This is a genomic window from Rhizobium sp. B21/90, assembly GCF_019355815.1.
GTDB lineage: Bacteria > Pseudomonadota > Alphaproteobacteria > Rhizobiales > Rhizobiaceae > Rhizobium > Rhizobium rhododendri.
In genome coordinates, this window is record NZ_CP072163.1 from 644824 (window position 1) to 669130 (window position 24307).

Genomic DNA, 24307 nt, shown 5'->3' on the forward strand with positions numbered 1-24307 from the left:
GGCAGCGCCCGCCTCCAAGGAGACCACAAGATGAAACTCTCAACATTCAGTCACGACGGCCAGACGAGCTGGGGCGTTGTCCAAGACGACCGGGCCTTCGACGTCGGAGCGGCCTTGGCGTCCCGCTACCCCGATCTCAAGGCAGCGATATCGGCTGGACTGGACGGAATCAGCGCCGCGCTCGAAGGCGCAAAATCCTATCCACTGTCCGAAGTGATGTGGCTGCCGGTGGTGCCGAACCCGGACAAGATCCTCTGCGTTGGATTGAACTACGAAATGCACCGCAAGGAAACCGGCCGCAGCGAAGTCGAGCACCCGACGATTTTTGCTCGCTATGCCAACAGCCAGACGGGCCATCTCGCGCCGATCGTCCGTCCGAAAGTTTCGGCCGAACTCGACTTCGAAGGCGAACTGGCTGTTATCATCGGCAAGGCCGGGCGATATATCACTCGCGAGGAGGCGATGTCGCATGTTGCGGGCTATGCCTGCTACAACGACGGCAGTGTGCGCGACTTTCAGCGCCATACCATCCAGTTCACGCCAGGCAAGAACTTCCCGGATACCGGTGCCTTCGGTCCCTGGATGATGACGCCGGATGAACTGGGCCCGCTCGGCGACCTTCGCATTCAGACACGCTTGAATGGTCAGGTCGTGCAGGAAGCCAAGTTCGACCAGATGATTTTCGATATCCCGAAGCAGATCGAATATATCTCTACGTTTACCCGCCTCGAGCCTGGCGACGTGATTGTCAGCGGCACCCCTGGGGGCGTCGGAGCGAAGAGAAATCCGCCGCTCTGGATGAAGGCCGGAGATGTGATCGAGGTGGATATAGAGGGCTTGGCCGTCCTGAAGAATGCCGTTGTCGATGAGTGATTCTGCGCTCGGTCTGTTTTAAGGCATGAATTGAAGCTCGGAGTATAGTGTGAACTTTCCACACCGTACTCCGTTCAAACTATTCGGTGCCTTGATGGGATGAGAACAGTTGACCTGCTGCTTCTGCCACAGAGCCGAGTGGTAAATTTGTGATTGCAATCTAGCATGAAATAATTGTTGCACGCTCTCCCAATTTCTCCTGGGTATAACCACAAACGCGCGCGCCGGTTGCCGTATCAAATGCATGTGCCCTTGTTGAGCAGTTGCTAGCTTGGGCGCGTGCTCAGACGGTCCCTGGATATGATGGTAAGGTGGTGCCCGGCCAGCCGAGCCGTGACGTGCGTTTCCAAACCCGTGGGCTCGTGCGAACGCTTCATCCGCTTGCGCAAGCCTCTCATTAGAACCGCAACCCAGGACGGCTCAGCGGTACTTGGTGTTGATGAGTGTCACAAGAGCAATGAGACCGAAAGGAAATGCCATTCTAGCCCTCCTCTGAGAAACCCAAACAGGCAAAACCGGAAGGCTTTCCCGATCGGCTTTCTGTTAGCCGACTATGGTTTCCAACCTGCCTCGATAAAGCAAGCGCCATTGTCACAAACGTCATATATCCCAATTTCTCTCGTTTAGACAGATAGTTGACCGCGATCGACATTTTGCACGCCCAGTCTTGAGGGGCGACTGAACGACTACCCCGCTCGGACGGATCCTCTCCACACGAATTCGGCATGCAGTCGTTTTGATGTCTGATCGGGGTCGCCTGACGGCTCCGCCGACAGCCATTGGACGGCCTCGCTTGCAATTGCCATCACTGGCTGCGCGAAGGTGGTCAGCTCGTAGGAAGACCATGACGCTTGTTCGATATCGTCGAAGCCAACAATGCTGAGGCTCTCAGGAACCGAAATCGAAAACTGATGACGGGCAGCATCCATAAACCCGCACGCCAACAGGTCAGTCGCGCAAAACACGGCGTCAGGGCGCTCGCTTTTGGTAAGCAGTCGTTGTGCCAGCACCTTCCCGGATTCATATCCGGTGAGACCGTAACGCTCGACGGTGACATCCAGTCCCTGCGCCTTCGCTGCGGCAACGAAACCCGTCTCACGCGCCATCAGACTTGGCGTGCCCGCGTCGGAATTGGCAAATGCAAGCCGTCGGCATCCCGCCCGCACGAATGCGGTTACGACCCTTTGCGCCGCTTCGGTATCATCTAGATTGATCCGCAAGGGGCCCGGCTGGTCGTCGTCGCGATTGATCAGCACAAGCCTTTGGCCGCTGCGCAAACAGAGCTGGGCGATCGACTTGTCGGGTAGACCGGACATGATGATCGATGCATCGGCTCGATATCGGATGGCCTGTTGCAGGGCGCGATCAACGCTGCCGTCCGATCGATCCGTATTGACAAGCATGGCGACCTTGCCTGCCAACTGGAGCTGCTGCGTCAGCTCCCGCAAAAGCGCCGACCGATAGGGTGTGGCGACATCAGAAACGATGAGGCAAACAATCCCACTTTCGTTGCGCATCAGGCCACGGGCAAGATGATTGACATGATAGCCAAGTTCTTCGGCAGCCTGGACCACCTTTTGACGCGTCGATGCCGACACGGACGCGCCAGGTGTAAACGCCCTCGACACGGCCGAGCGCGACACCCCTGCCCGCTTGGCGACCTCGTCCGCACTGACGAAGAGTTTTTGAGACACGCACCTAGCTCCCTGTGTTTTGCACAGATTCATGCACCTTTTTGCAAAGCCGTGCAAGAAGCATGCTGTCGACTTTAATGTTATTTTTATGACAAACATGTTGACAGGCTTAGTATTCGCAGGCAGCATTTGCACACGCTTGCAAACAGCGAACGGCGTGGAGGCGTCGTATTAACGGAGGAAACTATGCGATCCATCAAATTGGCCGCGGCATTGCTTGCCACGGGTGTGTCCCTTTGCGCCTATTCGGCCCATGCGGCAGGCGACCTCAACATGATCTGCTCGGCAGACCCCGAGGTTTGCGACGTTATGAAGAGCCTGTTCGAGAAGCAGTCGGACATCAAGGTGAACATGGTTCGCCTCTCCGCAGGCGAGACCTACGCGAAAATCCGCGCCGAAGCCCGCAATCCGAAGACCGACATCTGGTGGGCGGGGACAGGCGATCCGCATCTTCAGGCCGCCGCCGAAGGTTTGACGCAGGAATACAAATCACCATTGTTCGATCAACTTCAGGATTGGGCCAAAAAGCAGGCCGAAACCTCCAAGTTCCGTACGGTCGGCGTCTACGCCGGCGCACTTGGCTGGGGCTACAATACGGAGCTCTTGAAGAAGAAAGGCTTTAAGGAACCGAAATGTTGGGCTGATCTTCTCGACCCCTCCTACAAGGGTGAAATCCAGATCGCCAATCCAAACTCGTCGGGGACATCGTACAACAGCCTTGCCACGCTCGTGCAAATCATGGGTGAGGATAAGGCCTTCGAGTATCTCACCAAGCTGAACGCAAACATTTCCCAGTACACGAAATCCGGCTCTGCGCCCGTCAAGTCCGCCGCGCGCGGTGAAGCGACGATCGGAATCGTATTCATGCACGATGCTGTAGCCCAGACGGTCGAGGGCTTCCCAATCAAGACAGTCGCGCCCTGCGAGGGCACGGGTTACGAAATCGGCTCGATGTCGATCGTAAAGGGCGCGAGGAACCTGGAAAATGCCGAGAAATGGTATGACTGGGCTCTGTCGGCAGAAGCGCAATCGCACATGAAGGACGGCAAGTCCTATCAGCTTCCGTCCAACAAGTTTGCCGAGGTGCCGAAGGAAGCGCCGAAGTTCGACGACATCAAGCTTATTGATTACGACTTCGCCAAATATGGCGATCCGACTGTCCGCAAGGCCTTGCTCTCCCGCTGGAACAAGGAGATCGGCGCCAAGGCTAACTGAGCCCCAGTGCCGTTGGCTGCCGAACTGATCTTTGGCAGCCTTCACAAAACTTGAGCGGAGATAAATAGACATGACACAAGCCAGTCGCAGGCAGGATGTCGCCTTCATTGTCGGACTTTTGGCCATGATCGTGTTGCCCTGGTACCGGATCGAGGGCGGCTTCTACAGTTTTGGTTGGCTCTCCAGCTATCCGAATGATCTGGCAATAGCCCCTGCGGCTCTCGAAATATTTGAGTTCGGGCGTTGGTGGCTGTTGGTTGCGGCTGTTCCGCTTCTGGTGGCGGGCGCATCGCGCTTCATCGGCGCGCCTGAGCGTCAAGGGCTCGTCCTTGCCTGGGCGGGTGCAATCGGCGTCGCCTATCTGATATTCCAAGGCCTTGCGATCAACTTCTCCGGCTGGAGCTGGTCCGTCAGCGAAACTCTGTTTGGACCTATGTCGGACGGGCAGCCCTCGATGGGCGCCGGCGCCATTGTCACAGCAATCGTGTTTGTCCTGCTTTTTTCGTTCGGCCTTGCGAAACGCGGTGTGATGAAGGGCGATGCGTTTGTCATAGGCTCGATCACCATGTTGATCTTCCTTGTGGCCATCTTTGTATTCTACCCGGTCGGCAGCATGTTCGTCGGGGCCTTCCAGTCTATCGACGGCTCATTCGACGCGACGGGCTTCATCTCCAATATCCAGGATCCTTCGGTCTGGAGCCTGAGTTGCATTGTCGGCGGCGACAGTTGCGGAGTCGCATGGCGGACGCTTTGCCTCGCGATCCTGACTGCGACGGGAGCAACCCTGCTTGGGCTCTGTTTTGCCCTTGTTGCCACCCGCACCCGATTTCCTTTCAAAAAGGGTCTGCGGCTGCTGACCATCCTACCGATCATCACGCCGCCCTTCGTCATCGGTCTGGCGCTGATTCTGCTGTTCGGACGCTCCGGTGTCGTCACTGAATGGGTGGGCAGCTTGACCGGAGCGGAACCCAGCCGTTGGCTCTATGGCCTGACAGGGATCTGGATTGCTCAGGTGCTATCCTTTACCCCGATTTCGTTTCTGGTGCTGATTGGTGTCGTCGAAGGTGTAAGTCCTTCGATGGAAGAGGCCTCGCAAACATTGCGCGCCAATCGCTGGCGGACATTCTGGCGGGTGTCGCTGCCGCTGATGACGCCGGGTCTGGCAAATGCATTCCTGATCGGATTCATCGAAAGCATGGCGGATTTCGGCAATCCAATGGTGCTAGGCGGGAGCCACGGCGTGCTGTCCACGGAAATCTTCTTCGCTGTGGTCGGCTCGCAGAACGATCCGTCAAGAGCAGCCGTGCTTGCGATGATCCTTCTGGTGTTCACGATGACAGCCTTCATCACGCAGCGCTTCTGGCTTTCCGGCAAGAGCTTTGCCACCGTGACCGGCAAGGGTGATTCGGGTGCGCACATTGCCCTGCCGAAAGGCCTGTCGATCGCCGTCCACGCCATGGTTATTCCGTGGATTGCATTCACGCTCGTCGTTTACGGTATGATCCTGTTCGGTGGCTTCGTGAAAACATGGGGGCTGGATAGCAGCCTGACCATCGAACACTACATCAAAGCGTTCTCCATCGGCTTGCGCAACGACGGGGGGCTGGAATGGTCCGGGGTTGCCTGGAACTCATTCTGGACGACGATGGAAATCGCTCTGATCTCCGCACCCTTGACGGCCGCTGTCGGCCTGCTGACCGCCTATATCATTGTTCGCCAGCGGTTCGTCGGCCGGAACATCTTCGAGTTCGCACTGATGATGAGCTTCGCTATTCCGGGCACCGTCATCGGCATCAGCTACATCATGGCATTCAATCTGCCGCCACTGGAAATGACAGGCACCGCGCTGATCCTTGTTGCCTGCTTCGTCTTCCGCAACATGCCGGTCGGCGTCCGAGGCGGCGTTGCCGCCATGAGCCAGCTCGACAAGAGCCTCGATGAGGCATCCCTGACGCTGGGCGCCACCAGCTTCCGGACGATCCGAAAGGTTATCCTTCCCCTCCTTCGCCCTGCCATCACGGCGGCACTCGTCTATTCCTTCGTGCGCGCCATCACATCGATCAGCGCTGTGATCTTTCTCGTCAGCGCCCAGTACAACATGTCCACCGCTTTCATTGTCGGCTTGGTCGAAAATGGCGAATACGGCGTCGCCATCGCCTACTCCTCGGCGCTGATCGTCGTGATGATCGCCGTCATCACAGGCTTCCAGTTCATCGTCGGTGAACGCCGTCTGCGACGCGAGAACCGCGTTGCGATCGCCGCCCCCGTCGTAATCGCACCCACGCCGATCGGTCAGGAGAATCCAACATGAGCATGATCAAACCCGGTTCCGTGGTTTTCCAGAGTGTCAGGAAGATCTTTGGCGCCTTCACCGCCATTCCGGATCTGTCGTTGACCATTGCGCCTGGGACGCTGGTGACGCTCCTCGGCCCCTCTGGCTGCGGCAAGACGACGACATTGCGGATGCTCGCGGGTCTCGAGCATCCGTCCTCTGGCCGCATCCTGATTGCCGGCAAGGATGTGACGATGCTGCCCGCCAACGAGCGCGATGTCTCCATGGTTTTCCAGAGCTACGCCCTGTTTCCCCATATGACTTCGCTCGACAATGTCGCCTATGGTCTGGAGTCTTCCGGGTTGAAGAGGAAGGAAGCGCGTGAGCGGGCCGAAGAGGGCTTGAAGTTGGTCGGGCTTGGCGGCATGGGCAAGCGGCTGCCAGCCGAACTCTCCGGCGGCCAGCAGCAGCGTGTCGCTGTCGCCCGCGCTCTCGTTCTGGAGCCACAGGTTCTGCTCCTCGACGAGCCGCTCTCCAATCTCGATGCGCGACTGCGCAGACGGGTGCGGACGGAAATTCGCGAGTTGCAGCAACGTCTAGGCTTTACGGCCGTCTATGTTACCCACGACCAGGATGAGGCGCTGGCCGTGTCTGATCAGATTATCGTCATGAAGGATGGCGAGATCGCCCAGCAAGGCGCACCGCGCGATCTCTACGAAACACCTGCCTCGGCCTTCATTGCCGACTTCATGGGGGAGGCGAATGTCGTTCCCTGTGATGTGATCGCAATCGAGCCTGGCCACGCGGTGATCAACGTCGAGGGTCTGCAGCACCGGATGCCAACCTTGAAGGCCGCAAAGGGCCCAGCCCAGCTCGCCGTTAGGCCGAACGCCATAACGCTTTCGCCGGGTGCCTCGCCCGGCAGCTTCAGCGGCCACATCATACATGCAGCATATCTGGGAGATCACGTCGAATATGAGGTCAAGACGCGGTCGTCGACGCTGTTCGTTATCGACAGTGCGGTCGAAAAGCCTCTTCCGTCTTCGACCGAGGTGACAATCGGCTTTCGGGAGCGGGGCATCGCCATCATCGGCGCATGAAGCATGCCGCCGTTTCAATTCCGTGCAGTATCCCACAAGGAAAATCGCAATGACCTCCCAAACCGTCTCCGGCCTTGAAGGGCGCTTCACTCTAGCCCAGACCGTTGCCCTTGAAGCTGGAAAGCTCGCGTTCGACTATTTCAACCGTCGCGAAACGCTTGTGATCGAAACGAAGCGCGACCTTCAGGACGTCGTATCGATCGCCGATCGTGAGGTCGAAGAGCTAATCCGTTCCCGTTTCGGCGAGGCATACGGCGCGGATGGCGTGTTGGGAGAGGAATACGGCCTTCAGGCTGGAACCTCTGGTTATACCTGGGTCGTCGATCCTATCGATGGGACGAGCCCGTTCGTCAACGGCATGCCAAACTGGTGCGTTTCCATCGCCCTTCTTCATGACTGTATCCCTGTCGTCGGGGTAATTTACGCTCCCTGCTTCGACGAAGTGTACGCGGGCTGCCTCGGGAGAGGTGCGACACTAAATGGCAAGTCACTCTCGCTCGACGCAAGCCGCACTATACAGAATGCGGTGACAGGGTTTGGTGCCAACAGCCACGTGACCCCCGCCTCCGTGGGCAAGATTGTCGAAGGCATCCTCGAAGCGGGGGGTAATTTCATCCGCAACGGCTCCGGCGCGCTGATGCTCGCCTACGTCGCGGCAGGTCGCCTCGTCGGTTACTATGAGCCCTACATGCACGCCTGGGATTGCCTGGCGGGCTATTGCCTCGTGAAGGAAGCCGGCGGCTGGTACCACCCCTTTCCGACAGAAGGCGAGCGTCTGACCAGGGGCTCCCAGGTCCTTGCCGCAGCCCCGGGCGCGATTGATGATCTCAAAAAGATTGCTGGCTTGTAAATCAGGACTAGGTTGATTGGAACATGATGTACAATACCGATGATCTTGCAATCGCGACCTCCACAAGTCAGAAGCGAACTGCTCGTCTGTCTGACGAAGACAGGTCTTTTGCAGGAGCAACTGATGCGCCTCGCCGATTGCGCGCTCGGGCATCCAGACAGGAGGGCATTCGGGTCATACAAGACCGTCGCCTTATCTGCAGGTGTCCCTACCAGTGCGGTATCGCGCCTGGCAGTCGGGCTTGGCTTGTCCTCGTTTCACGAGTTGCGGGACAATTTCCGCAATGAACTGAGAGGTATCCCGCAATCCAGGCATGTCGGCGCAAGTGTCCGGGATTGGCCAAGAACGATAGCTGGCTTATAAATATCTCCCTCCATCTGGACGGAGAACCACGCTGCTCTAAATCCCGTGAACGCCTTTGCATCCAGAGCGGAAGCACTGGGATTTTGGAGAGCGTACGGCAGTTGCAATGGTGATCTGGGAGGGTCGCCGTTGCATGTGATTGAAGATGAAGGACAGGGAGGAAACATGACCAATCGTTTCATTATAACATGCTCCATCGCGGCAATGGCTTCGATAGCAGGCGCCCCGCACACGTTTGCAGCGACAGAGCTTCAATGGTGGCATGCTATGTCGGGCGCCAACAACGAAGTGGTCGACAATCTCGCCAAAGAATTCAACGAGAGCCAAAAGGATTTCAAGGTGGTCCCTGTCTTCAAGGGCACCTATCCGGAAACGTTGAACGCAGGTATCGCAGCATTCCGCGCCAAGCAATCGCCGGCAATCCTGCAGGTCTTCGATGCGGGTAGCGGCGTCATGATGGGAGCCGAAGGAGCGATCATGCCGGCGGCCGACGTTCTGAAGAAGGCAGGCTACGAGTTCAACAAGGCAGACTACCTGCCGGGGATCGTCTCCTATTACTCGAAGCCGGACGGTACCATGCTGTCCTTCCCGTACAATTCCTCCTCGCCAATCCTCTACTATAACAAGGACATCTTCAAGAAAGCCGGCCTGGATGCGGCGATCCCGCCAAAGACATGGGCACAGGTGTTCGACGCTGCAAAGAAGATCAAGTCGAGTGGCGCCGCAAATTGCGGGCTGACCTCGACCTGGCTCACCTGGATTCAGACGGAAAATTATGCCGCCTGGAACAACGTGCCCTATAGCACGAATGAAAATGGTCTTGGCGGCACGGACGTCAAGCTGGAGTTCAACTCGGCACCGTTTGTTCAACATTTCCAGGCAATCGCCGATTTGGCGAAGGATGGAACGTTCCGTTATGGCGGCCGCACATCAGAGGCCAAGCAACTCTTTACATCTGGCGAATGCGGGATCCTGACGGAATCTTCTGGCGGCCTTGGTGATATCGTCAAGGCCGGCATTGCCTATGGCATTGGCCAGCTTCCCTATGACGACGGAGATGGTCGTCCGCAAAACACCATTCCCGGCGGTGCGAGCCTCTGGGTCCTCACCGGCAAGACCGATCAGGAATACAAAGGCATCGGTGAGTTTTTCCACTTCCTGTCGCAGACCAAGATCCAGGCCCGTCTGCACCAGGTCTCCGGCTACCTGCCGGTGACGATGGCCGCCTATGGGGAAACGAAGAAGTCCGGCTTCTACCAGAAGAACCCCGGCATGGAGACGCCGATCCTGCAGATGATGGGCAAACCGCCGACGGCAAACTCCAAGGGTGTCCGCCTCGTCAATCTGCCACAGGTCCGCGACATCATGAATGAGGAATTCGAGGCGATGCTTGCCGGCAAGCAGGACGCAAAGACGGCCCTCGACAAGGCCGTGGAACGAGGCAACGCAGCGATCGCACAGGCGAACGGTAACTGAATGCAGGAAGCCATGGTCCGCGCGCCCTGTTCGCGGACCGCCCTCCCCTTCGAGGAGATCGCCGTGCAAAACGTCGTCTTTCCAAACAAGATCCTGCCCTACCTCCTGGTCGCGCCGCAGATCATCCTGACGGTGGTGTTCTTCTTCTGGCCGGCCAGCCAGGCACTCTACCAGTCACTCCAGCGTGAAGATCCGTTCGGCATGAAGAGTGGATTCGTCGGTCTGGCGAACTTTTGGCAGGTCCTCGGCGATCCGAGCTACCTCCATTCGCTACAGGTGACAGTCGTCTTCAGCGTGGCGACTGCGGCACTCTCCATGATCGCAGCCATTGCATTGGCGACAGCAGCCGACAAGGTGGTGCGAGGCAAGACCCTCTACCGGACACTGCTGATCTGGCCCTATGCCGTGGCGCCAGCCGTCGCCGGCATGCTCTGGCTTTTCATGTTCAATCCCGCCATGGGTACGTTCGCATACCTGCTTCGTCGCAATGGGTTTGCCTGGGATCCGTTGCTAAAAGGCGACCAGGCGATTTCGCTTGTCGTCGTTGCCGCGGCCTGGAAACAAATCAGCTACAACTTCCTGTTCTTTGTCGCGGGCTTGCAGGCCATTCCCAAATCCTTGCTTGAGGCCGCGGCCATCGACGGCTCTCGTGGCGCCCGACGCTTCTGGACTATCGTGTTCCCGTTGCTGGCCCCGACGACCTTCTTCCTGCTGGTCGTCAACACTGTCTACGCGTTCTTCGACACCTTCGGCATCATCGATTCCGTCACTAAGGGTGGCCCGGCCAAGGCGACCGAGACCTTGGTCTATAAGGTCTACAATGATGGCTTCGTAAATCTCAACCTGGGCTCATCCGCTGCCCAATCGGTAATCCTGATGGCAATCGTAATCGGGCTGACAGCTTTCCAGTTCCGCTTCGTCGAACGGCGGGTGCACTATGCGTGAGATTCGCTCATGATCGAAAAACGTCCCATCGCCAATCTTGTCGGGCACCTGATGCTGATCCTTGGCATTATCATTGTCGCCTTTCCGATCTATTACACCTTCGTCGCATCAACGATGACATCTGCGGAAATCTTGAAACCTCCGATATCGCTGCTGCCCGGCAGTCACTTCCTGGAGAACTATGGCGACGCTCTTTCGGGCGGCGTCGAGAAAGTGGTTGGCGTCAGCCTGGAGCGAATGCTCTGGAACACTATCGTCGTCTCGGTCGTGATTGCCGCAGGTAAGATCGTCATCTCATTCCTGTCAGCCTACGCCATCGTGTTCTTTCGCTTCCCGCTTCGCATGGTGTTTTTCTGGATGATCTTCATCACGTTGATGTTGCCGGTCGAGGTCCGCATCCTGCCGACCTACAAAGTGGTCGTCGATCTCGGAATGATCGATAGCTATGCCGGCCTTACCTTGCCGTTGATGGCGTCGGCCACTGCGACCTTCCTGTTTCGTCAGTTCTTCCTCACGATCCCCGGCGAACTGCTCGAGGCCGCGCGGATCGACAATGCCGGGCCGTTCCGCTTCATGCGGGATATTCTGCTTCCGCTATCGAGCACCAACATCGCAGCCCTCTTCGTCATCCTGTTCATCTATGGCTGGACGCAGTATCTCTGGCCGCTCCTGGTCACAAACGACGCCCAGATGACCACGATCATCATCGGACTGCGAAAGATGGTCGATTTCACCGACGCATCGACACCGTGGAACCTCGTCATGGTGACAGCGATTCTGGCAATCATTCCCCCCATACTCGTCGTGGTGCTGATGCAGCGCTGGTTCGTCAAAGGGCTCGTGGAGACTGAGAAGTAATGGCTGCAATCACCCTCAAGAATGTCCGCAAGACCTATGGCAAGACTATCGAGGCCATCTCCGGCGTTTCGCTGGAGATCGGGGACGGCGAATTCGTTGTTCTGGTCGGCCCGTCGGGCTGCGGGAAATCGACGCTGCTGCGAATGATTGCCGGCCTGGAGAGCATATCCTCAGGCGAGATCTCTATCGGCGGCCGTGTCGTCAACGAACTCGAGCCCTCCGAGCGCGACATCGCCATGGTCTTCCAGAACTACGCGCTCTATCCGCATATGACGGTGCGCCAGAACCTCGCCTATGGGTTAAAGAACCGCAATATGCCCAAGGCCGAAATCGATAGCCGCATCCAAAAGGCCGCATCATCGCTGGAGATTGAGACTTTTCTCGAAAGAAAGCCGCGGCAACTATCCGGCGGCCAGCGTCAACGTGTTGCCATGGGCCGGGCAATCGTGAGAGAGCCGGCAGCCTTCCTGTTCGACGAACCGCTATCGAACCTGGATGCAAAGCTGCGCGTCCAGATGCGTGTCGAGATTAAGAGCCTGCAGTTCTCGCTAAAAACGACGAGTGTCTATGTCACGCATGACCAGATGGAGGCGATGACGTTGGCAGATCGGCTGGTCGTGCTCAACGCCGGCCGGATCGAGCAGGTGGGTTCGCCCATCGAGCTTTACGAGAAGCCTGCCACGACCTTCGTTGCCACCTTTATAGGCTCTCCATCCATGAACCTCCTGAACTGCGTCCCGGAAAATCCGGACTTCCGTCTTGGAGATAGGCTCGCAGCCAAGCAATTCACAACGATTGGCATCAGGCCGGAAGATTTCTTGGTGACCGATGCTGAAGGCCAACAAGCGTTTCGTGCGAAGGTTCGCGTCCTTGCGGTCGAGCTGGTCGGGGCGGAAAGCTACGTTCATGCAGTCTTGCCAGACCGTCAGGCAATCACGTTCCGTGTACCGGGACGTTCCGCCGTCAGGATCAACGATGAAGTCGTGATCGCGGCCCCGGAGACGGCCCTTCACTTCTTTGACCACCAGGGAAAGCGTTGCGAGACGTTATCCTGACGCAACCGCATTTGTGACAAGCGCGAACGAGACCTGCGTTGACATCGAAGATGTTGCCGCGAAAAAAATGGCAGGGTTCAACAAAAGGAGGAATGCATGAGGAAAAGACAGATCCACCGCTACGCCGCAAGTACTGCGCTTCTGCTGTTCCCTGGAACTTTGGGCGCATCGTTCGTATCGGCCGCCGATCTGGTCGCAACACAGGCCAACGACAATCTCAATGCGGTTCTGTGGGACCAGACGTCGGTCGAGTCAAAGGGCAACGCGCTTGGAGCCTATGCGCTCGGGCAGGTACGGCTAGATCAGGCGCTGGCTGACAAAACGTGGACGGCGGTTACAATAGCCTTCCCAGATACCCGAGCGCGCACTAGGAGTTCAAAATAGAGCTGTGAAGCCGCTAGATTGAATGCCAGTATGCGCTCTGAAAGTGCAGCAGCACCTCTCCTTCAAGGCGATTTCGGAGAATGGATGCCGCTTCCCTAAGGGCATCGCAGCAATCTGAAGCGTAGCTCAGCAATTGTTATCGCTGAGAGAAACAGTGTCTCAATAGCTTTGGCATCTAACCATGCGACCACCGCCAGATCGGGAACCGGCTTCCATGGCTCTGAAATGACGTTCGTATCCAACAAGATCATTCGAAAATCATCAGTTCAGCAGGTCCGTTATCGCGACTTTTCTGCAGTGCCTCAACATCGCCATTAGCAAGCCCGGTATCACGACCAATCGCAGCTAGGAGAGAACCAAGTTTAAGGCGCTCAGAGGGACGTACGGCGGCCTCTATGATAGCACGTATCTTGGCTTCAGTGCTTCGGCCATGATGAGCCGCCCGCACCCGTAGGGCATGATGCGTTTCGTCAGACAGATTTCGACTAGTGACAGCAGGCATTGACATCACCTTTCAAAAACGATGGCGTTGATATCAACACAGTCAGAATGATGCCATCTTTCAAGTAGATTTACGAGGGCGAAAACCCCACTTGTCGAAGATTTACGTCTATAAGGGGCTCGTCTCGGTGACCAGCAAAGGACCTGTGTGTCTTTGTATAGCGCAACACTAATTTATTGAACTCAGGTCCAGCTTCACGCGCTAACGAGCTAACGAGCTAAATGCATGTTGTGATAGGCGAACTACTATTTTGTGGCTTTGTCTCCGTGTCAATGTCAACTTCCAAAAAGCGTCGGCATCCTAGTAAGATTTCTTCAGGTAGCGTTAGCGTATGCTGAACGGGAAGTATTTGGCATTAATAGTATCGTACGTATCGTCCGCTTCGATTACCTCAATCGCAGAATTCAATTTTTTCAGCAGTTCCGTGTCGGAAGGGCGCACCGCAATCCCCGCGCCATCGCCAAAATACTCCGTATTCTTTATATCGGATCCTTTATACTCGCAGCAACTACCTGCTTTTGTGTTTGCCAGCCAATCGTAGATTGCCAGTTTATCCTCAATAATTATATCCACACTTCCATCGACAAGCGCTTTATAAAGGTCTGGCGATGCATGAAACTCAGTAGTAGACACACCCGCGTAAAACCGTCTCGCATAAGCTTCTTGTGAAGTGGCTGCCGTCACGCCTAGCCGGAGCTTCTTTAAGTCCTCCATGCCTGTACCCGCAATATTGCTCCCTTTTCTAACGATGAATACCGATGGGCTGTCATAGTACTTCTGGGTGAATGCAACGCTTTTTCGTCTTTCCGCGCTCATCGACATGGACGAGACAATTGCGTCAAAGCGATCCGCTAGCAAATCAGGGATCATGGTTGTCCATTCTTGCACAACAAACTCACACTTCAACTCCGCAACCTTGCAAAGCGCTTTTCCAATATCGACATCGAAACCTTGGAGTTGATTGTTGGAATCGACATAGTTGAACGGCGGAAACGCCCCCTCAACGGCGATCCTGATGCTTTTGGAATCTGAAGTTTCTCCAGCGAGGCCAACGCCCGCGGCGAATAGACATCCGAGCGACGTCAGACACACAAATCCCAGTAAGATTTTTATAAAATTCATGTCTCACCAATGCTGATGCGCTCGGCAGTGTTGCCAAGACCTGACATCGCTTTGGTCATACATATCATGCAACTATTAAGGAGCTTTTTCGCCTGTATGCTAATTTCAGCATGACTTGAAAAGCAATTCGTAATCAATACAAGTCAATGTCCAGTCGACTGGGGGAAGTCGCGTGCTTGGCAATTCGATCCAAAATCTATTTACTTATAGAGTGACGCGGACATCATCTGGATCGATATTGATTCTGCTCGCTGTTAGCGCGCTCGGGATCCTTGCGCTAGTATTCTTGGCTGCCGTTTGGGCCGGTTCGGAAAGCGATGCTGCAGCCCTTGATCGTCAGCGGCAACTTGTTACCGGCCGTTTGAGTGATCAGGTGACGCGTGTCTCTCAAGAAATGCAACTGATAGGCGCTGGCTACGCTTCGTTTTTGATTGGCGATACGGTTTTAGCGAAGGGCGATACTGGTCTTCCAAGCGAAGGCCGTAAACCCGCATCTGCAGAAACCTTCGGAAGGATTGCTACGACAGCCTTTGGTTTCAATGCCGCTTTTCTAACTACCTCCAAGGGAGAGCTTGCCCTCACCTCGGACCCAGAAGCAACGCGCCGTTTCAAGTGGGTCAGGCCGCTGCTCCAACCGCTTGTCGTCGATCTGGAAAAACGGTTGGTGCAACATGATCCGCTAACTGCCTCTGGACGCGTTGGTTTGATGCGACTTGAGGGCCGCCCTTCTGTCGTGGGCGTGATCCCTGTAGTAAGTTCGGCGACCGCCAGGGATGAAGAAGGAGAACATTTATATCTCTTGGTCGTTCGTTTCCTCGATGGCGTCACGCTCGACACCCTCAGTCGCGAACAAGGCTTGGCCGGCGCCCGGTACGCGCGTAGTGCGGATCAGGATTCCACTGAAGTTGCTTTTGAAATAGATGCGACGGCAACAGGTGAACCTATCGGCTTCATCATTTGGAAGCCCGACTTGCCAGGTTCAAGAGTTCTAGGACGCCTGATCCCTGTACTCTCCATTGCGGGATTGATTATCGCAGGTTCGTTTTTTGCATTGATGGGGCGCTTGCGCGGAAGCCTGAATGAGTTGAGTGCTAGCGAGCACCATGCAAAACATCTCTCGCTTCACGACGTGTTGACCGGACTTCCCAATCGAGCTTTGTTCACCTCTCGCTTTGAGGCGTGTCTTGCCTCGATGAAGGCCGATCGTAGCACCGCTGTTATCGCACTCATCGATTTGGACAGATTCAAACAAGTAAATGATACATACGGACATGCCACCGGTGACGAACTTCTGCTTGCGGTCGTCGCAAGGATTTCCAACCTGATAACTTCGAGTGACACCCTCGCCCGTGTTGGCGGCGACGAGTTTGCGTTGCTAATGCCTAAGCGTGGAGGAGATGCTGATCATCAGATCGTCTTTTGTGAAAAAATCATCAGGGCCTTGAGTGATCCCTTTCAGCTTCGCGGCGGCGACATCGTTGTTCGCGTAGGAGGCTCGATTGGCGTCACGACATTCGATGATGACAGACAGACGCTCGATGAGTTCCTTCGCCGCGCAGACGTTGCGCTTTACCAGGCGAAGACGGCCGGTCGAGGCAGAGCTGTTGCCTATGATCATTCAATGGACAGCATAGTCGAGGCACGGGAGGCTCTCAAAAGGGATCTGCGTCTCGTCCTGGAAGGCAGTTCGTCTGCCTCCGTGGAAAGCGGCCGGCCAGACATCGATAAGGGCAATCTGGAGGTTTATTTTCAGGGAGTGTATCGTTCCGACCAAATTTGCGAGCTTTCAAGCGCCGAGGCGCTCGTCCGGTGGAACCACCCGACGCATGGGCTGCTAACGCCTGATAAATTCATTTCGATTGCTGAGGAAGCCGGTATTATCAATCAGCTCGGCGCATGGGTCTTGAGAGAGGCGGCTGAAGCTGCATCAAACTGGCCAACAGAGATATCCATCGCAGTCAACGTTTCGCCTTCGCAAATGCGGCATCCCGAATTTGATCGTCATGTGCTTGAAATACTCGCGGTGACAGGGTTATCTCCATCCCGGCTGGAACTAGAGTTGACAGAAGCAACACTGTTCAACATCAACGAGAACGCTTTGGCCGCGCTAACGCGGCTACGGGCTCACGGTGTTCGTATCGCCCTCGACGATTTCGGCACAGGGTTCTCGTCACTCAGCCACGTCATTCAATTTAACATCGACAGAATTAAAATCGATAGATCTTTTGTCAGGCTACTCGGCACGCGCGCCGAGGGTGCGGCTATCATATCCGCGATCGTCGGCCTGAGCCGTACATTGGGCAAGGAGACTACAGCGGAAGGTGTCGAAACTCAGGGTCAACGGGACTTCTTGATCGCAGTGGGCTGCACCGATTTGCAAGGTTTTTTGTTTTCTAGACCTGAGCCCTTGAGTGACTTTAGATCACGGATAATACATCCCATACAAAAGGTTGCTGCTCCCCTCGGCTGATGAGTGCCGATTCTGATGAAGCACGCCCCGTTGTTCCGAGATGCGCCCACAGGTCGCACGTCATATGGCGCTCCGGATGACTCAGCTGCTTCGGCAAACAAGGAAGGTGTCGACACCGAGGATTGCCTTGAGGAGAAACGCGCTTTCCATCAAGACGGTGGAGGCTGCACGGATCACCGATGCAAGCCGTCACACCATCAAAGATCACCTCAAAGCACTCGTGAATCAAGGGCACCTCGTCCTGCACGGTGCCGGCCGCGGCGCCTGGTACGGTCTTTCCTAATGGATGGGATGTCAGGCCTATCTGAATGTGTGCGCTTGAAAGGAACCGAACCCTCGGCACTATATTTTTCTTATTCACGTCGAATTAAGTCAACTGCTTGGCTTTCGAGTGGTGGATACCCTATTCTCCAAACGGAAGCTTGATTTCTTCCCTATTTTTCTTTGCGCCGTCGATCAGTACCGTTTCAAACCGCTCGGCATCTTGTTCTTGCAGCATGCCCGCCCCGGACCGAATTCCTTCTTGCCAAGCAGAGCCGCGCTTCCACGCTTCATTGTACACAAGCGCCAGGTCGGCGGATCGCCTTGTCTGCTGCAGGGCTTCGAGAAGCAGCGCAGCTTGGCGAACTTCTTTTTCCCGCTTCGCCGGCCCCTGCCCATCGGTGGGCCGGCGGCTAGCGACGATGAGCTTGTGGATCGCGTAGCGGCATGGATCGGGGACGACAACTGGCACACCGCTTCGGTGGAGCAGCATTGTCCTGAGAGGTTCCCTGATGAGGAAGTCGAGAAAGCGTAGTGGGTCCGCGCTGGCGCCGCCCAAGGCGGGCATCTTCGCCGGCAGGTCGATGTAGTCATCCGAAGCACGGTTCGATGTCAAGAATTCAACCCGGTAGCCGTTGGCATTTTGAAACGCCGACGATGCCGCAAATCCTGATCGATGGGGAACCGGTCGGAAGCTGGCGTCGACGCCCCGCAGCAGCTCAAGGACAGGCGGCAGGCTGTCCTCCACCTCCGGGCTGATGGCATAATGCTGTGCAATGTCCGCATCGCCGGTCAGGATCGATGCCATGGGAAGGCGGACGCCCAGTAGTCCTGAGTAGCATTGAAAGGCCACCGTACCAATGAGAACACCGCGGAGCCGGAAGAGACCGCCGTCTGCCAGAGCCTCGACAATGTCACCTGACATGGCGTCGGGAGCGATCATTCCACCTTCGCGGGTCAGCGTATTGACCATGCGCCTGCGAGCACGCAGATCGTCCTTGTCCCGCTTGTGTTCGCCTACACGCCGTGCGACATCCGGGTCGTCTGCAGGGCCGACGTAGCGACGTTTCGTGCCGCCATGCCCATCAGGTATGTCGAAGTACCAATACCTCCGCCCCTTAACGTTCGCGGGAGTGAACCGACCTTCCGATGGAAAGTCGGCTGTCCACGCGGCATCGAGCGAGCGCTGGCCTAATTCGGCGAGGATTGTCTGGTACATGAGGTCGATGGACTTCATAGGCTCGACTCCACGGTTATACTGTTTTTCAAAAAAAGTATAACCGACGTGCCGGCAGGGTACAACGTGAAATGGTCGCCTATCGCCAGCACCGAGACCCGCAGCCCGCCGAACCTCAAACCTCAAACGACATCGCAGACAAGCGGGACCATCCGTCTTAACGATCCGGATGTGGGCGCCGTCAGGCCGCGTGACCGCGATCTTGCAATGGTCTTCCAGTCCTATACGCTTTATCCGCATCTAACCGTGGAACAGAACATCGAAGTGCCTTTGACCATGCGCCGCCTGAACTCCATCGAACGCCTGCCGTCTCTCGGGCGTCCTCTATCCGGGAGCGGCTGAACGATTGCGCGACATCGATAGCGAGGTGGCGCGGGGTGCATCCCTGTCGATCGAGGTATTGAAGCAGCCAAGCCGGCGGCGCTCTCGGGCGGTCAACGGCAAAGGGTGGCGCTGGCGCGTGCCATGATGCGAAACCCGAGCGCCTTTCTAATGGACGAACCGCTCTCCAATCTGGATGCCAAAATGCGCGTCCAGGCACGCAGCGAAATTGCACAGCTCCACCGCGCGCTGGGCGCGACCTTTATCTATCTCACCCATGACCAGGCCGAGGCCATGATGATGTCCGAACCGTATTGCGGTGATGATGGACGGGGAATTGCTGCAGGTCGGCACGCCTGACAAGATCTACTACAGGTGGTTCGATCCGCAGCAAGGTTGATAGTGCCCCCGTCTGCATCTACAAGACGGGTGAAAATTTCTTTGAGTTGCCTGGCTCGAAGCACAGCATCAGCAAGAAGGCGCGCAAGAAAGTCCTAGCCAGCCTGCTTGCAGTCTTCATCGTAGGTTCCGATCACAACAACCTGACGGAGCCGGATGACTGATAGCCCCCCTGCAATGAAGGGCCGGAACTCCCTCGTCAAGTCATCCACTTTCGATGCTCTGCGAAACGATCCGCAAGCAGATCGATGAACAGGCGAACCTTAGTCGGGAGATGGCTGCGGTTAGGGTAGACCGCGTTGATGGTGAACTCGACCGCATTCACGTCAGGCATTATCCGGACAAGCCGCCCCGAAGCTAGATCGTCGAAGACAACAAAACTGGGTGCCAGAAACACGCCCCGCCCTGTCGCCGCAAGGTGTCGGAGCGTTTCGGCGCTGTTCGATACCACGTTTCCTGAAATCTTGACGCTCTGGTGACCTCCGTCGGGCCCTTCGAAACGCCATTCCTCTCCGTAAGGGTAATAGGCATAACGAAGACAATTGTGTGCCGTTAAATCGGCCGGACTTTCAGGCTTCGCATGCGTCTCCAGATAGGACGGCGAACAGGTGAGAATGTGACGCCAGGGCGTTAGCTTCCTGACAACGAGGCTTGAGTCCGGCGGCGGTATGGTTCTTATCATCAGGTCGTAGCCGTCTTCGACCATGTCGATCGCCTGTTCACCGATCTTCAAGTCAAGTGAAATCGACGGATAGAGCTCCATGAATTCACTGACGACGGGCAGAAGAAATCGCACAATCGCTGTGCTGGTATGGACTTTCAGCGTGCCGCGGGGTGTTGTGTTCAAGGCGCCGGCGGCGCGATCGGCGTCGTCGAGGTCTCCCAGTATTTGGGTCGATCGTTCGTAGTAGAACTTGCCGGTCTCCGTGAGGCTGACCTTGCGGGTGGTGCGGTTTAACAACCGCACGCCGAGGCGCTCTTCAAGTGATTGCACATGGTTGCCCACCATCGTCACCGACATGTTGAGCTTGCGCGCAGCCGCCGAGAATCCCCCGCAATCGACCACACGACCGAACACGATAAGGCTTGTTAGCCTGTCCATTCATACCCCCGATTATCCGCTGAGAGTGGATGATCCTTCCCGATATCGACAGATTATCACAAGGCATATTGCGGGGCATTCTCATTCTCATCGAACAAGCCGGCCCAATGGCCGAAAATGAGGAGAAGGACAATGGTCGAAATACCCCGCGCAGCGGCTTTTGAAGCAGCCAACCAGACGAGCATCGCGAAGGTTCAGGATGCACCATCGGACAGCGAAAGCAACAGTGCTCCTGTCCAACCTGCACAGGTCCCGGCAAAGCCAGGAAATGGTCGCAAGATCGCCAAGCGCGGCCTCATCCTGGCTGCTCTCCTTGCCGGCGTCGCCTTCGGGGCGGATTTCGGATACCATTACTGGACAGTTGGACGCTTCATCGAGTCCACCGACGACGCCTACGTCAAGGCCGACTACACGACCATCGCTCCGAAGGTTGCCGGCTATATTGCCACCGTTTCCGTCAACGACAATGATGTGGTTAAGGCCGGCCAGGTTCTGGCACGGATCGACGATCGCGACTTTCAGATGGCGCTGGCCCAAGCAAGAGCGGACGTCACGGCAGCCGATGCCGCCATCTCCAACCTCGACGCCCAGATCGAACTGCAGCAATCCGTCATTGGCCAGGCGAAGGCCACGATCGACTCGTCTCAGGCTTCGCTAGACTTCGCACGCTCTGAGGCCGCGAGATCCGCGCGGCTGATCAGCAACGGCGCCGGCACCCAGTCCCGTGCCGAACAAAGCCAGTCGCTGAGCCAGCAGGCAATCGCCGCACTGGAACGTGATCAGGCGGCTCTCGTCGCCGCTGAGAAGAAAATCCCGGTGCTGCAGACCCAGCGTAAACAGGCAGTCGCGCAGCGCGATCGCTCTGCCGCCGCCGCGCAACAAGCGAAACTCAATCTCTCTTATACGACGATAACAGCGCCGGTCGACGGCATCGTCGGTGCGCGGTCCCTGCGTGTCGGCCAATATGTGACCTCAGGCACCCAGCTGATGGCGGTCGTGCCGACCCATTCCGCCTATGTCGTTGCCAACTTCAAGGAAACGCAGCTGACGAATGTCCGCGCCGGACAGCCGGTCGTCATCAAGATCGATAGCTTTCCCGACCTGACAATCAGGGGTCACGTCGACAGCGTCTCGCCCGCGAGCGGTCTCGAATTCTCGCTGCTGCCGCCGGACAACGCGACCGGCAACTTCACCAAAATCGTCCAGCGTATCCCGGTCAAGATCGTCTTTGACGATAACAGTCTGGCTGGTCTGCTTCGCTCGGGAATGTCGGTGGAGCCGGACATCGACACCAAGCTGACCGTTCTGGGCGGCAAATGAGCGCCGGAGCGACATCGAATGGAGTTGAAACCATGCTTGACATCGTTTCCTTGAAGCCCATCGTCGGCGAAAGACCTCCCGTCGATAAGGATGCCCTGCTTTCCATGATCGAATGGATATCCGATGAGGGTTGCGAGCACGAAGACGAGCGGTTGTTCATCGCCGGGCTGGGTAAACGCCTACGCGGCCTCGAATTCCCGATCGACCGTTTGACCTTCCATGTGCTGACGCTCCATCCCGATTATGTCGGCCGCACCGTCGCCTGGGCGCCGGATGGGGTCGTCGAGGTTCTCGATCGCGAGCAGTGTGTGGTACCGCTCTTCTCCAGGACGCCGTTCTATAGAGTCATGAAGACAGGTTGCTCTCTTGTCATAGGTACTGGTGAGGAAAACGGTGACTGGCAGGACATCGATGTCTTTGCCGGCCGCCAGCTCATACAGATGATCATCGCGCCGCTCGGCAAGGGAGCCGGACCGGTCAGCGTCGTCGCCTTCGGAACCGCGCAAGCCGGCGGCTTCTTGCCGTCGCAATGTCAGGTCATCCACCGCATGCTTCCAGCACTGCGCAATGCCTGGGAACTCCAGGCCCTTCGGCTGGAGGATCTCAGCCTGATCGGCGATTGACCCGTCTGGCTTGATGATCCTTCCAATCTTTCCGCAATTATCGCGAGCGCCATCCTGTGAGACTGTCTCGGCATCAGAAGGAGAACGGCAATGGCAACGCTTCAGATCGCAGTGAACAACAATTCGGCTTCGGGGCCCTCGGCAACGGCCGCCCCGCCTACCCATGCGATGAGCCCACTGCGCATGTGGAGCGCTGTCATCGGCTCAACCCTCGGTGCATTCATGGCCGTCCTCAACATCCAGATTGTCAACGCATCGCTCGCCGACATCCAGGGCGCGATCGGTGCGGGTTCGGATGACGGCGGCTGGATTTCCACCTCCTACCTCATCGCCGAAATCGTGGTGATCCCGCTTAGCGCCTGGCTCGCCCGTGTGTTCTCGGTACGCGTTTATCTCTTGACGAATGCCGTCATCTTCCTGCTGTTTTCGGTCGCCTGCGCCTTTGCAGCCGACCTTCAGCAGATGATCATCCTGCGCGCCATTCAGGGCTTTTCGGGCGGCGTGCTTATCCCGATGGCTTTCACGATCATCATCACGCTTCTGCCCAAAGCCAAGCAACCGATCGGCCTCGCGCTTTTCGCCCTGTCCGCAACCTTCGCCCCGGCCATCGGACCAACGATTGGCGGATACCTTACTGAGAACTGGGGTTGGCAATACATATTTTATGTCAATCTGGTACCAGGTGTACTGATGCTAGGCATGCTCTGGGCTTCCCTCGATCGGGCACCGATGAACCTATCCCTGCTTGCCAAGGGCGACTGGCCGGGTATCATCACTATGTCCGTCGGCCTTGCCGCCCTGCAGACCGTACTTGAAGAAGGCAACAAGGAAGACTGGTTCGGTTCCGACTTCATCCGTCGCCTGTCGATCATCGCGGCCGTTTCACTGATACTGTTCCTCTATATCGAGCTGAAGTCCGCCCATCCCCTACTGAACCTGCGCCTTCTCGTTCGTCGCAACTTCGGCTTCGGCATTGTTTCCAACTTCATGCTCGGCGTTGCTCTCTACGGCTCGGTCTTCGTCCTGCCGATCTATTTGACCCGAATACAAGGTTATAATGCAGAGCAGATCGGTATGGTTCTCGCCTGGACCGGCCTCCCACAGCTGCTTCTCATTCCGCTCGTGCCACGACTGATGAAACTGGTCGATATCCGGCTGCTCATTATTGTCGGCTTCGCCCTCTTCGCAGTATCTAACTTCATGAACATCCACATGACTGGTGACTATGCCACCGACCAGCTGTTCTGGCCGAACATCGTACGCGCCGTCGGTCAGGCTCTCGTCTTCACACCGCTGTCCGCAATCGCTACATCGGGGATAGAGCAGGAAAACGCAGGCTCGGCCTCAGCTCTCTTCAACATGATGCGTAATCTTGGCGGCGCCGTCGGCATCGCAGTCCTGCAGACCTTTCTCACCAAGCGTGAGCAGTTCCACTCAAACATTCTCACGAGTTCTGTCTCGGTATTCCAAGATGCGACCCGGGACCGCGTGGCAAAATTGACGGCCTACTTCATGAGCCATGGCGTCAGCGACCAAGCACTTGCCACACACAAGGCCGTGGTCGGGATCGCTCTGAAATTACGTAAACAGGCTAATATCCTTGCCTTCAGCGATACTTTCTACCTGCTCGGGGTAGCCCTTGTGATCGCACTGCTTGCATCACTCCTTTTGAAGAAGCCTGGTCAGGTGTCCGGTGGAGGCGCGCACTAACGCGTCACTGCAACCACTTCGATTTTGTCCCAATCAGTCCATCCCAGACCCGATGACAAAAGATCCACTCCATCGGTCCCGCTAAAAATGCAGCCAACCGAAGTTGCTGGAACCAACTCAAACCCACCTTGAAAAACAGGAGAACTGAAATGAGC

Annotated in this window: 19 protein-coding genes and 2 pseudogenes; 15 read left to right on the plus strand and 6 right to left on the minus strand. The window is 56.7% G+C overall.

The window, feature by feature from the left end:
- Positions 1 to 30 precede the first annotated feature (30 nt).
- Complete coding sequence (locus tag J5278_RS21135; protein WP_142831716.1) at positions 31 to 873, plus strand: fumarylacetoacetate hydrolase family protein; 843 nt, start codon at positions 31 to 33, stop codon at positions 871 to 873.
- 686 nt (positions 874 to 1559) lie between these two features.
- Here J5278_RS21135 and J5278_RS21140 read toward each other — a convergent pair.
- Positions 1560 to 2567 carry a LacI family DNA-binding transcriptional regulator gene (locus J5278_RS21140; protein ID WP_142831744.1) on the minus strand — a complete coding sequence of 336 codons (1008 nt, stop codon included), beginning with the start codon at positions 2565 to 2567 and terminating at the stop codon, positions 1560 to 1562.
- Between the two features lie 186 nt (positions 2568 to 2753).
- Between J5278_RS21140 and J5278_RS21145 the strand changes: the two genes are divergently transcribed.
- From J5278_RS21145 to J5278_RS31160, 9 genes are all read left to right on the plus strand, one after another.
- On the plus strand, positions 2754 to 3782 hold the full coding sequence (locus tag J5278_RS21145; protein WP_142831717.1) for an ABC transporter substrate-binding protein: 1029 nt from the start codon (positions 2754 to 2756) through the stop codon (positions 3780 to 3782).
- Positions 3783 to 3852: 70 nt separating this feature from the next.
- Positions 3853 to 6093 carry an iron ABC transporter permease gene (locus J5278_RS21150; RefSeq protein ID WP_219259016.1) on the plus strand — a complete coding sequence of 747 codons (2241 nt, stop codon included), beginning with the start codon at positions 3853 to 3855 and terminating at the stop codon, positions 6091 to 6093.
- Positions 6090 to 7154, plus strand: coding sequence for an ABC transporter ATP-binding protein (locus J5278_RS21155; RefSeq protein WP_142831719.1), 1065 nt, complete (start codon positions 6090 to 6092; stop codon positions 7152 to 7154). Before J5278_RS21150 ends, J5278_RS21155 begins: the two co-directional genes overlap by 4 nt.
- A 49-nt stretch (positions 7155 to 7203) precedes the next feature.
- The gene (locus J5278_RS21160; protein ID WP_142831720.1) at positions 7204 to 8004 is read left to right on the plus strand and encodes an inositol monophosphatase family protein; all 801 of its coding nucleotides are present in this window, start codon (positions 7204 to 7206) and stop codon (positions 8002 to 8004) included.
- A gap of 567 nt (positions 8005 to 8571) precedes the next feature.
- On the plus strand, positions 8572 to 9843 hold the full coding sequence (gene ugpB / locus J5278_RS21165) for a sn-glycerol-3-phosphate ABC transporter substrate-binding protein UgpB (RefSeq protein WP_247749429.1): 1272 nt from the start codon (positions 8572 to 8574) through the stop codon (positions 9841 to 9843).
- A gap of 63 nt (positions 9844 to 9906) precedes the next feature.
- Positions 9907 to 10788 carry a sn-glycerol-3-phosphate ABC transporter permease UgpA gene (ugpA, locus tag J5278_RS21170; protein WP_209188228.1) on the plus strand — a complete coding sequence of 294 codons (882 nt, stop codon included), beginning with the start codon at positions 9907 to 9909 and terminating at the stop codon, positions 10786 to 10788.
- A 9-nt stretch (positions 10789 to 10797) separates the two neighbouring features.
- The gene (gene ugpE, locus J5278_RS21175) at positions 10798 to 11646 is read left to right on the plus strand and encodes a sn-glycerol-3-phosphate ABC transporter permease UgpE (RefSeq protein WP_142831723.1); all 849 of its coding nucleotides are present in this window, start codon (positions 10798 to 10800) and stop codon (positions 11644 to 11646) included.
- Positions 11646 to 12701, plus strand: coding sequence for a sn-glycerol-3-phosphate import ATP-binding protein UgpC (locus tag J5278_RS21180; RefSeq protein WP_209188213.1), 1056 nt, complete (start codon positions 11646 to 11648; stop codon positions 12699 to 12701). Before ugpE ends, J5278_RS21180 begins: the two co-directional genes overlap by 1 nt.
- A 96-nt stretch (positions 12702 to 12797) precedes the next feature.
- Positions 12798 to 13085, plus strand: coding sequence for a hypothetical protein (locus tag J5278_RS31160; RefSeq protein ID WP_247749422.1), 288 nt, complete (start codon positions 12798 to 12800; stop codon positions 13083 to 13085).
- Here J5278_RS31160 and J5278_RS31665 read toward each other — a convergent pair.
- The 3 genes and pseudogenes from J5278_RS31665 to J5278_RS21190 form a co-directional block, all read right to left on the minus strand.
- Positions 13007 to 13336, minus strand: a pseudogene (locus J5278_RS31665) (PIN domain-containing protein); the annotation flags it as partial. The gene J5278_RS31160 and the pseudogene J5278_RS31665 sit on opposite strands and share 79 nt — an antisense overlap.
- Complete coding sequence (locus J5278_RS31165; RefSeq protein WP_257623467.1) at positions 13333 to 13587, minus strand: plasmid stabilization protein; 255 nt, start codon at positions 13585 to 13587, stop codon at positions 13333 to 13335. The pseudogene J5278_RS31665 and the gene J5278_RS31165, both read right to left, overlap by 4 nt.
- A 324-nt stretch (positions 13588 to 13911) precedes the next feature.
- Positions 13912 to 14709 (minus strand): transporter substrate-binding domain-containing protein, encoded by a 798-nt coding sequence (locus tag J5278_RS21190; protein WP_142831727.1) that lies wholly within the window; start codon positions 14707 to 14709, stop codon positions 13912 to 13914.
- A gap of 238 nt (positions 14710 to 14947) precedes the next feature.
- Here J5278_RS21190 and J5278_RS21195 point away from each other — a divergent pair, with 238 nt between their 5' ends.
- On the plus strand, positions 14948 to 17179 hold the full coding sequence (locus J5278_RS21195; RefSeq protein WP_257623468.1) for a bifunctional diguanylate cyclase/phosphodiesterase: 2232 nt from the start codon (positions 14948 to 14950) through the stop codon (positions 17177 to 17179).
- Between the two features lie 403 nt (positions 17180 to 17582).
- On the opposite strand, the gene J5278_RS21200 is transcribed toward J5278_RS21195, so the two are convergent.
- Positions 17583 to 18677 (minus strand): GSU2403 family nucleotidyltransferase fold protein, encoded by a 1095-nt coding sequence (locus J5278_RS21200; RefSeq protein WP_219259024.1) that lies wholly within the window; start codon positions 18675 to 18677, stop codon positions 17583 to 17585.
- An 81-nt stretch (positions 18678 to 18758) separates the two neighbouring features.
- Here J5278_RS21200 and J5278_RS21205 point away from each other — a divergent pair.
- Positions 18759 to 19368 (plus strand): annotated as a pseudogene (locus J5278_RS21205) (ABC transporter ATP-binding protein); the annotation flags it as partial.
- A 228-nt stretch (positions 19369 to 19596) separates the two neighbouring features.
- Here J5278_RS21205 and J5278_RS21210 read toward each other — a convergent pair.
- On the minus strand, positions 19597 to 20499 hold the full coding sequence (locus J5278_RS21210; protein ID WP_209188217.1) for a LysR family transcriptional regulator: 903 nt from the start codon (positions 20497 to 20499) through the stop codon (positions 19597 to 19599).
- A 132-nt stretch (positions 20500 to 20631) separates the two neighbouring features.
- On the opposite strand from J5278_RS21210, the gene J5278_RS21215 reads away from it, so the two are divergent.
- The 3 genes from J5278_RS21215 (at position 20632) to J5278_RS21225 (ending at position 24152) form a co-directional block, all read left to right on the plus strand.
- Positions 20632 to 21819: an HlyD family secretion protein gene (locus J5278_RS21215; protein ID WP_219259026.1), complete on the plus strand. Its 1188-nt coding sequence runs from the start codon at positions 20632 to 20634 to the stop codon at positions 21817 to 21819.
- A gap of 32 nt (positions 21820 to 21851) precedes the next feature.
- Positions 21852 to 22442, plus strand: coding sequence for a hypothetical protein (locus J5278_RS21220; RefSeq protein ID WP_219259028.1), 591 nt, complete (start codon positions 21852 to 21854; stop codon positions 22440 to 22442).
- A gap of 90 nt (positions 22443 to 22532) precedes the next feature.
- Entirely contained in the window at positions 22533 to 24152 is a 1620-nt protein-coding gene (locus tag J5278_RS21225; RefSeq protein WP_219259030.1) for an MDR family MFS transporter, read from the plus strand.
- Positions 24153 to 24307: the final 155 nt, after the last annotated feature.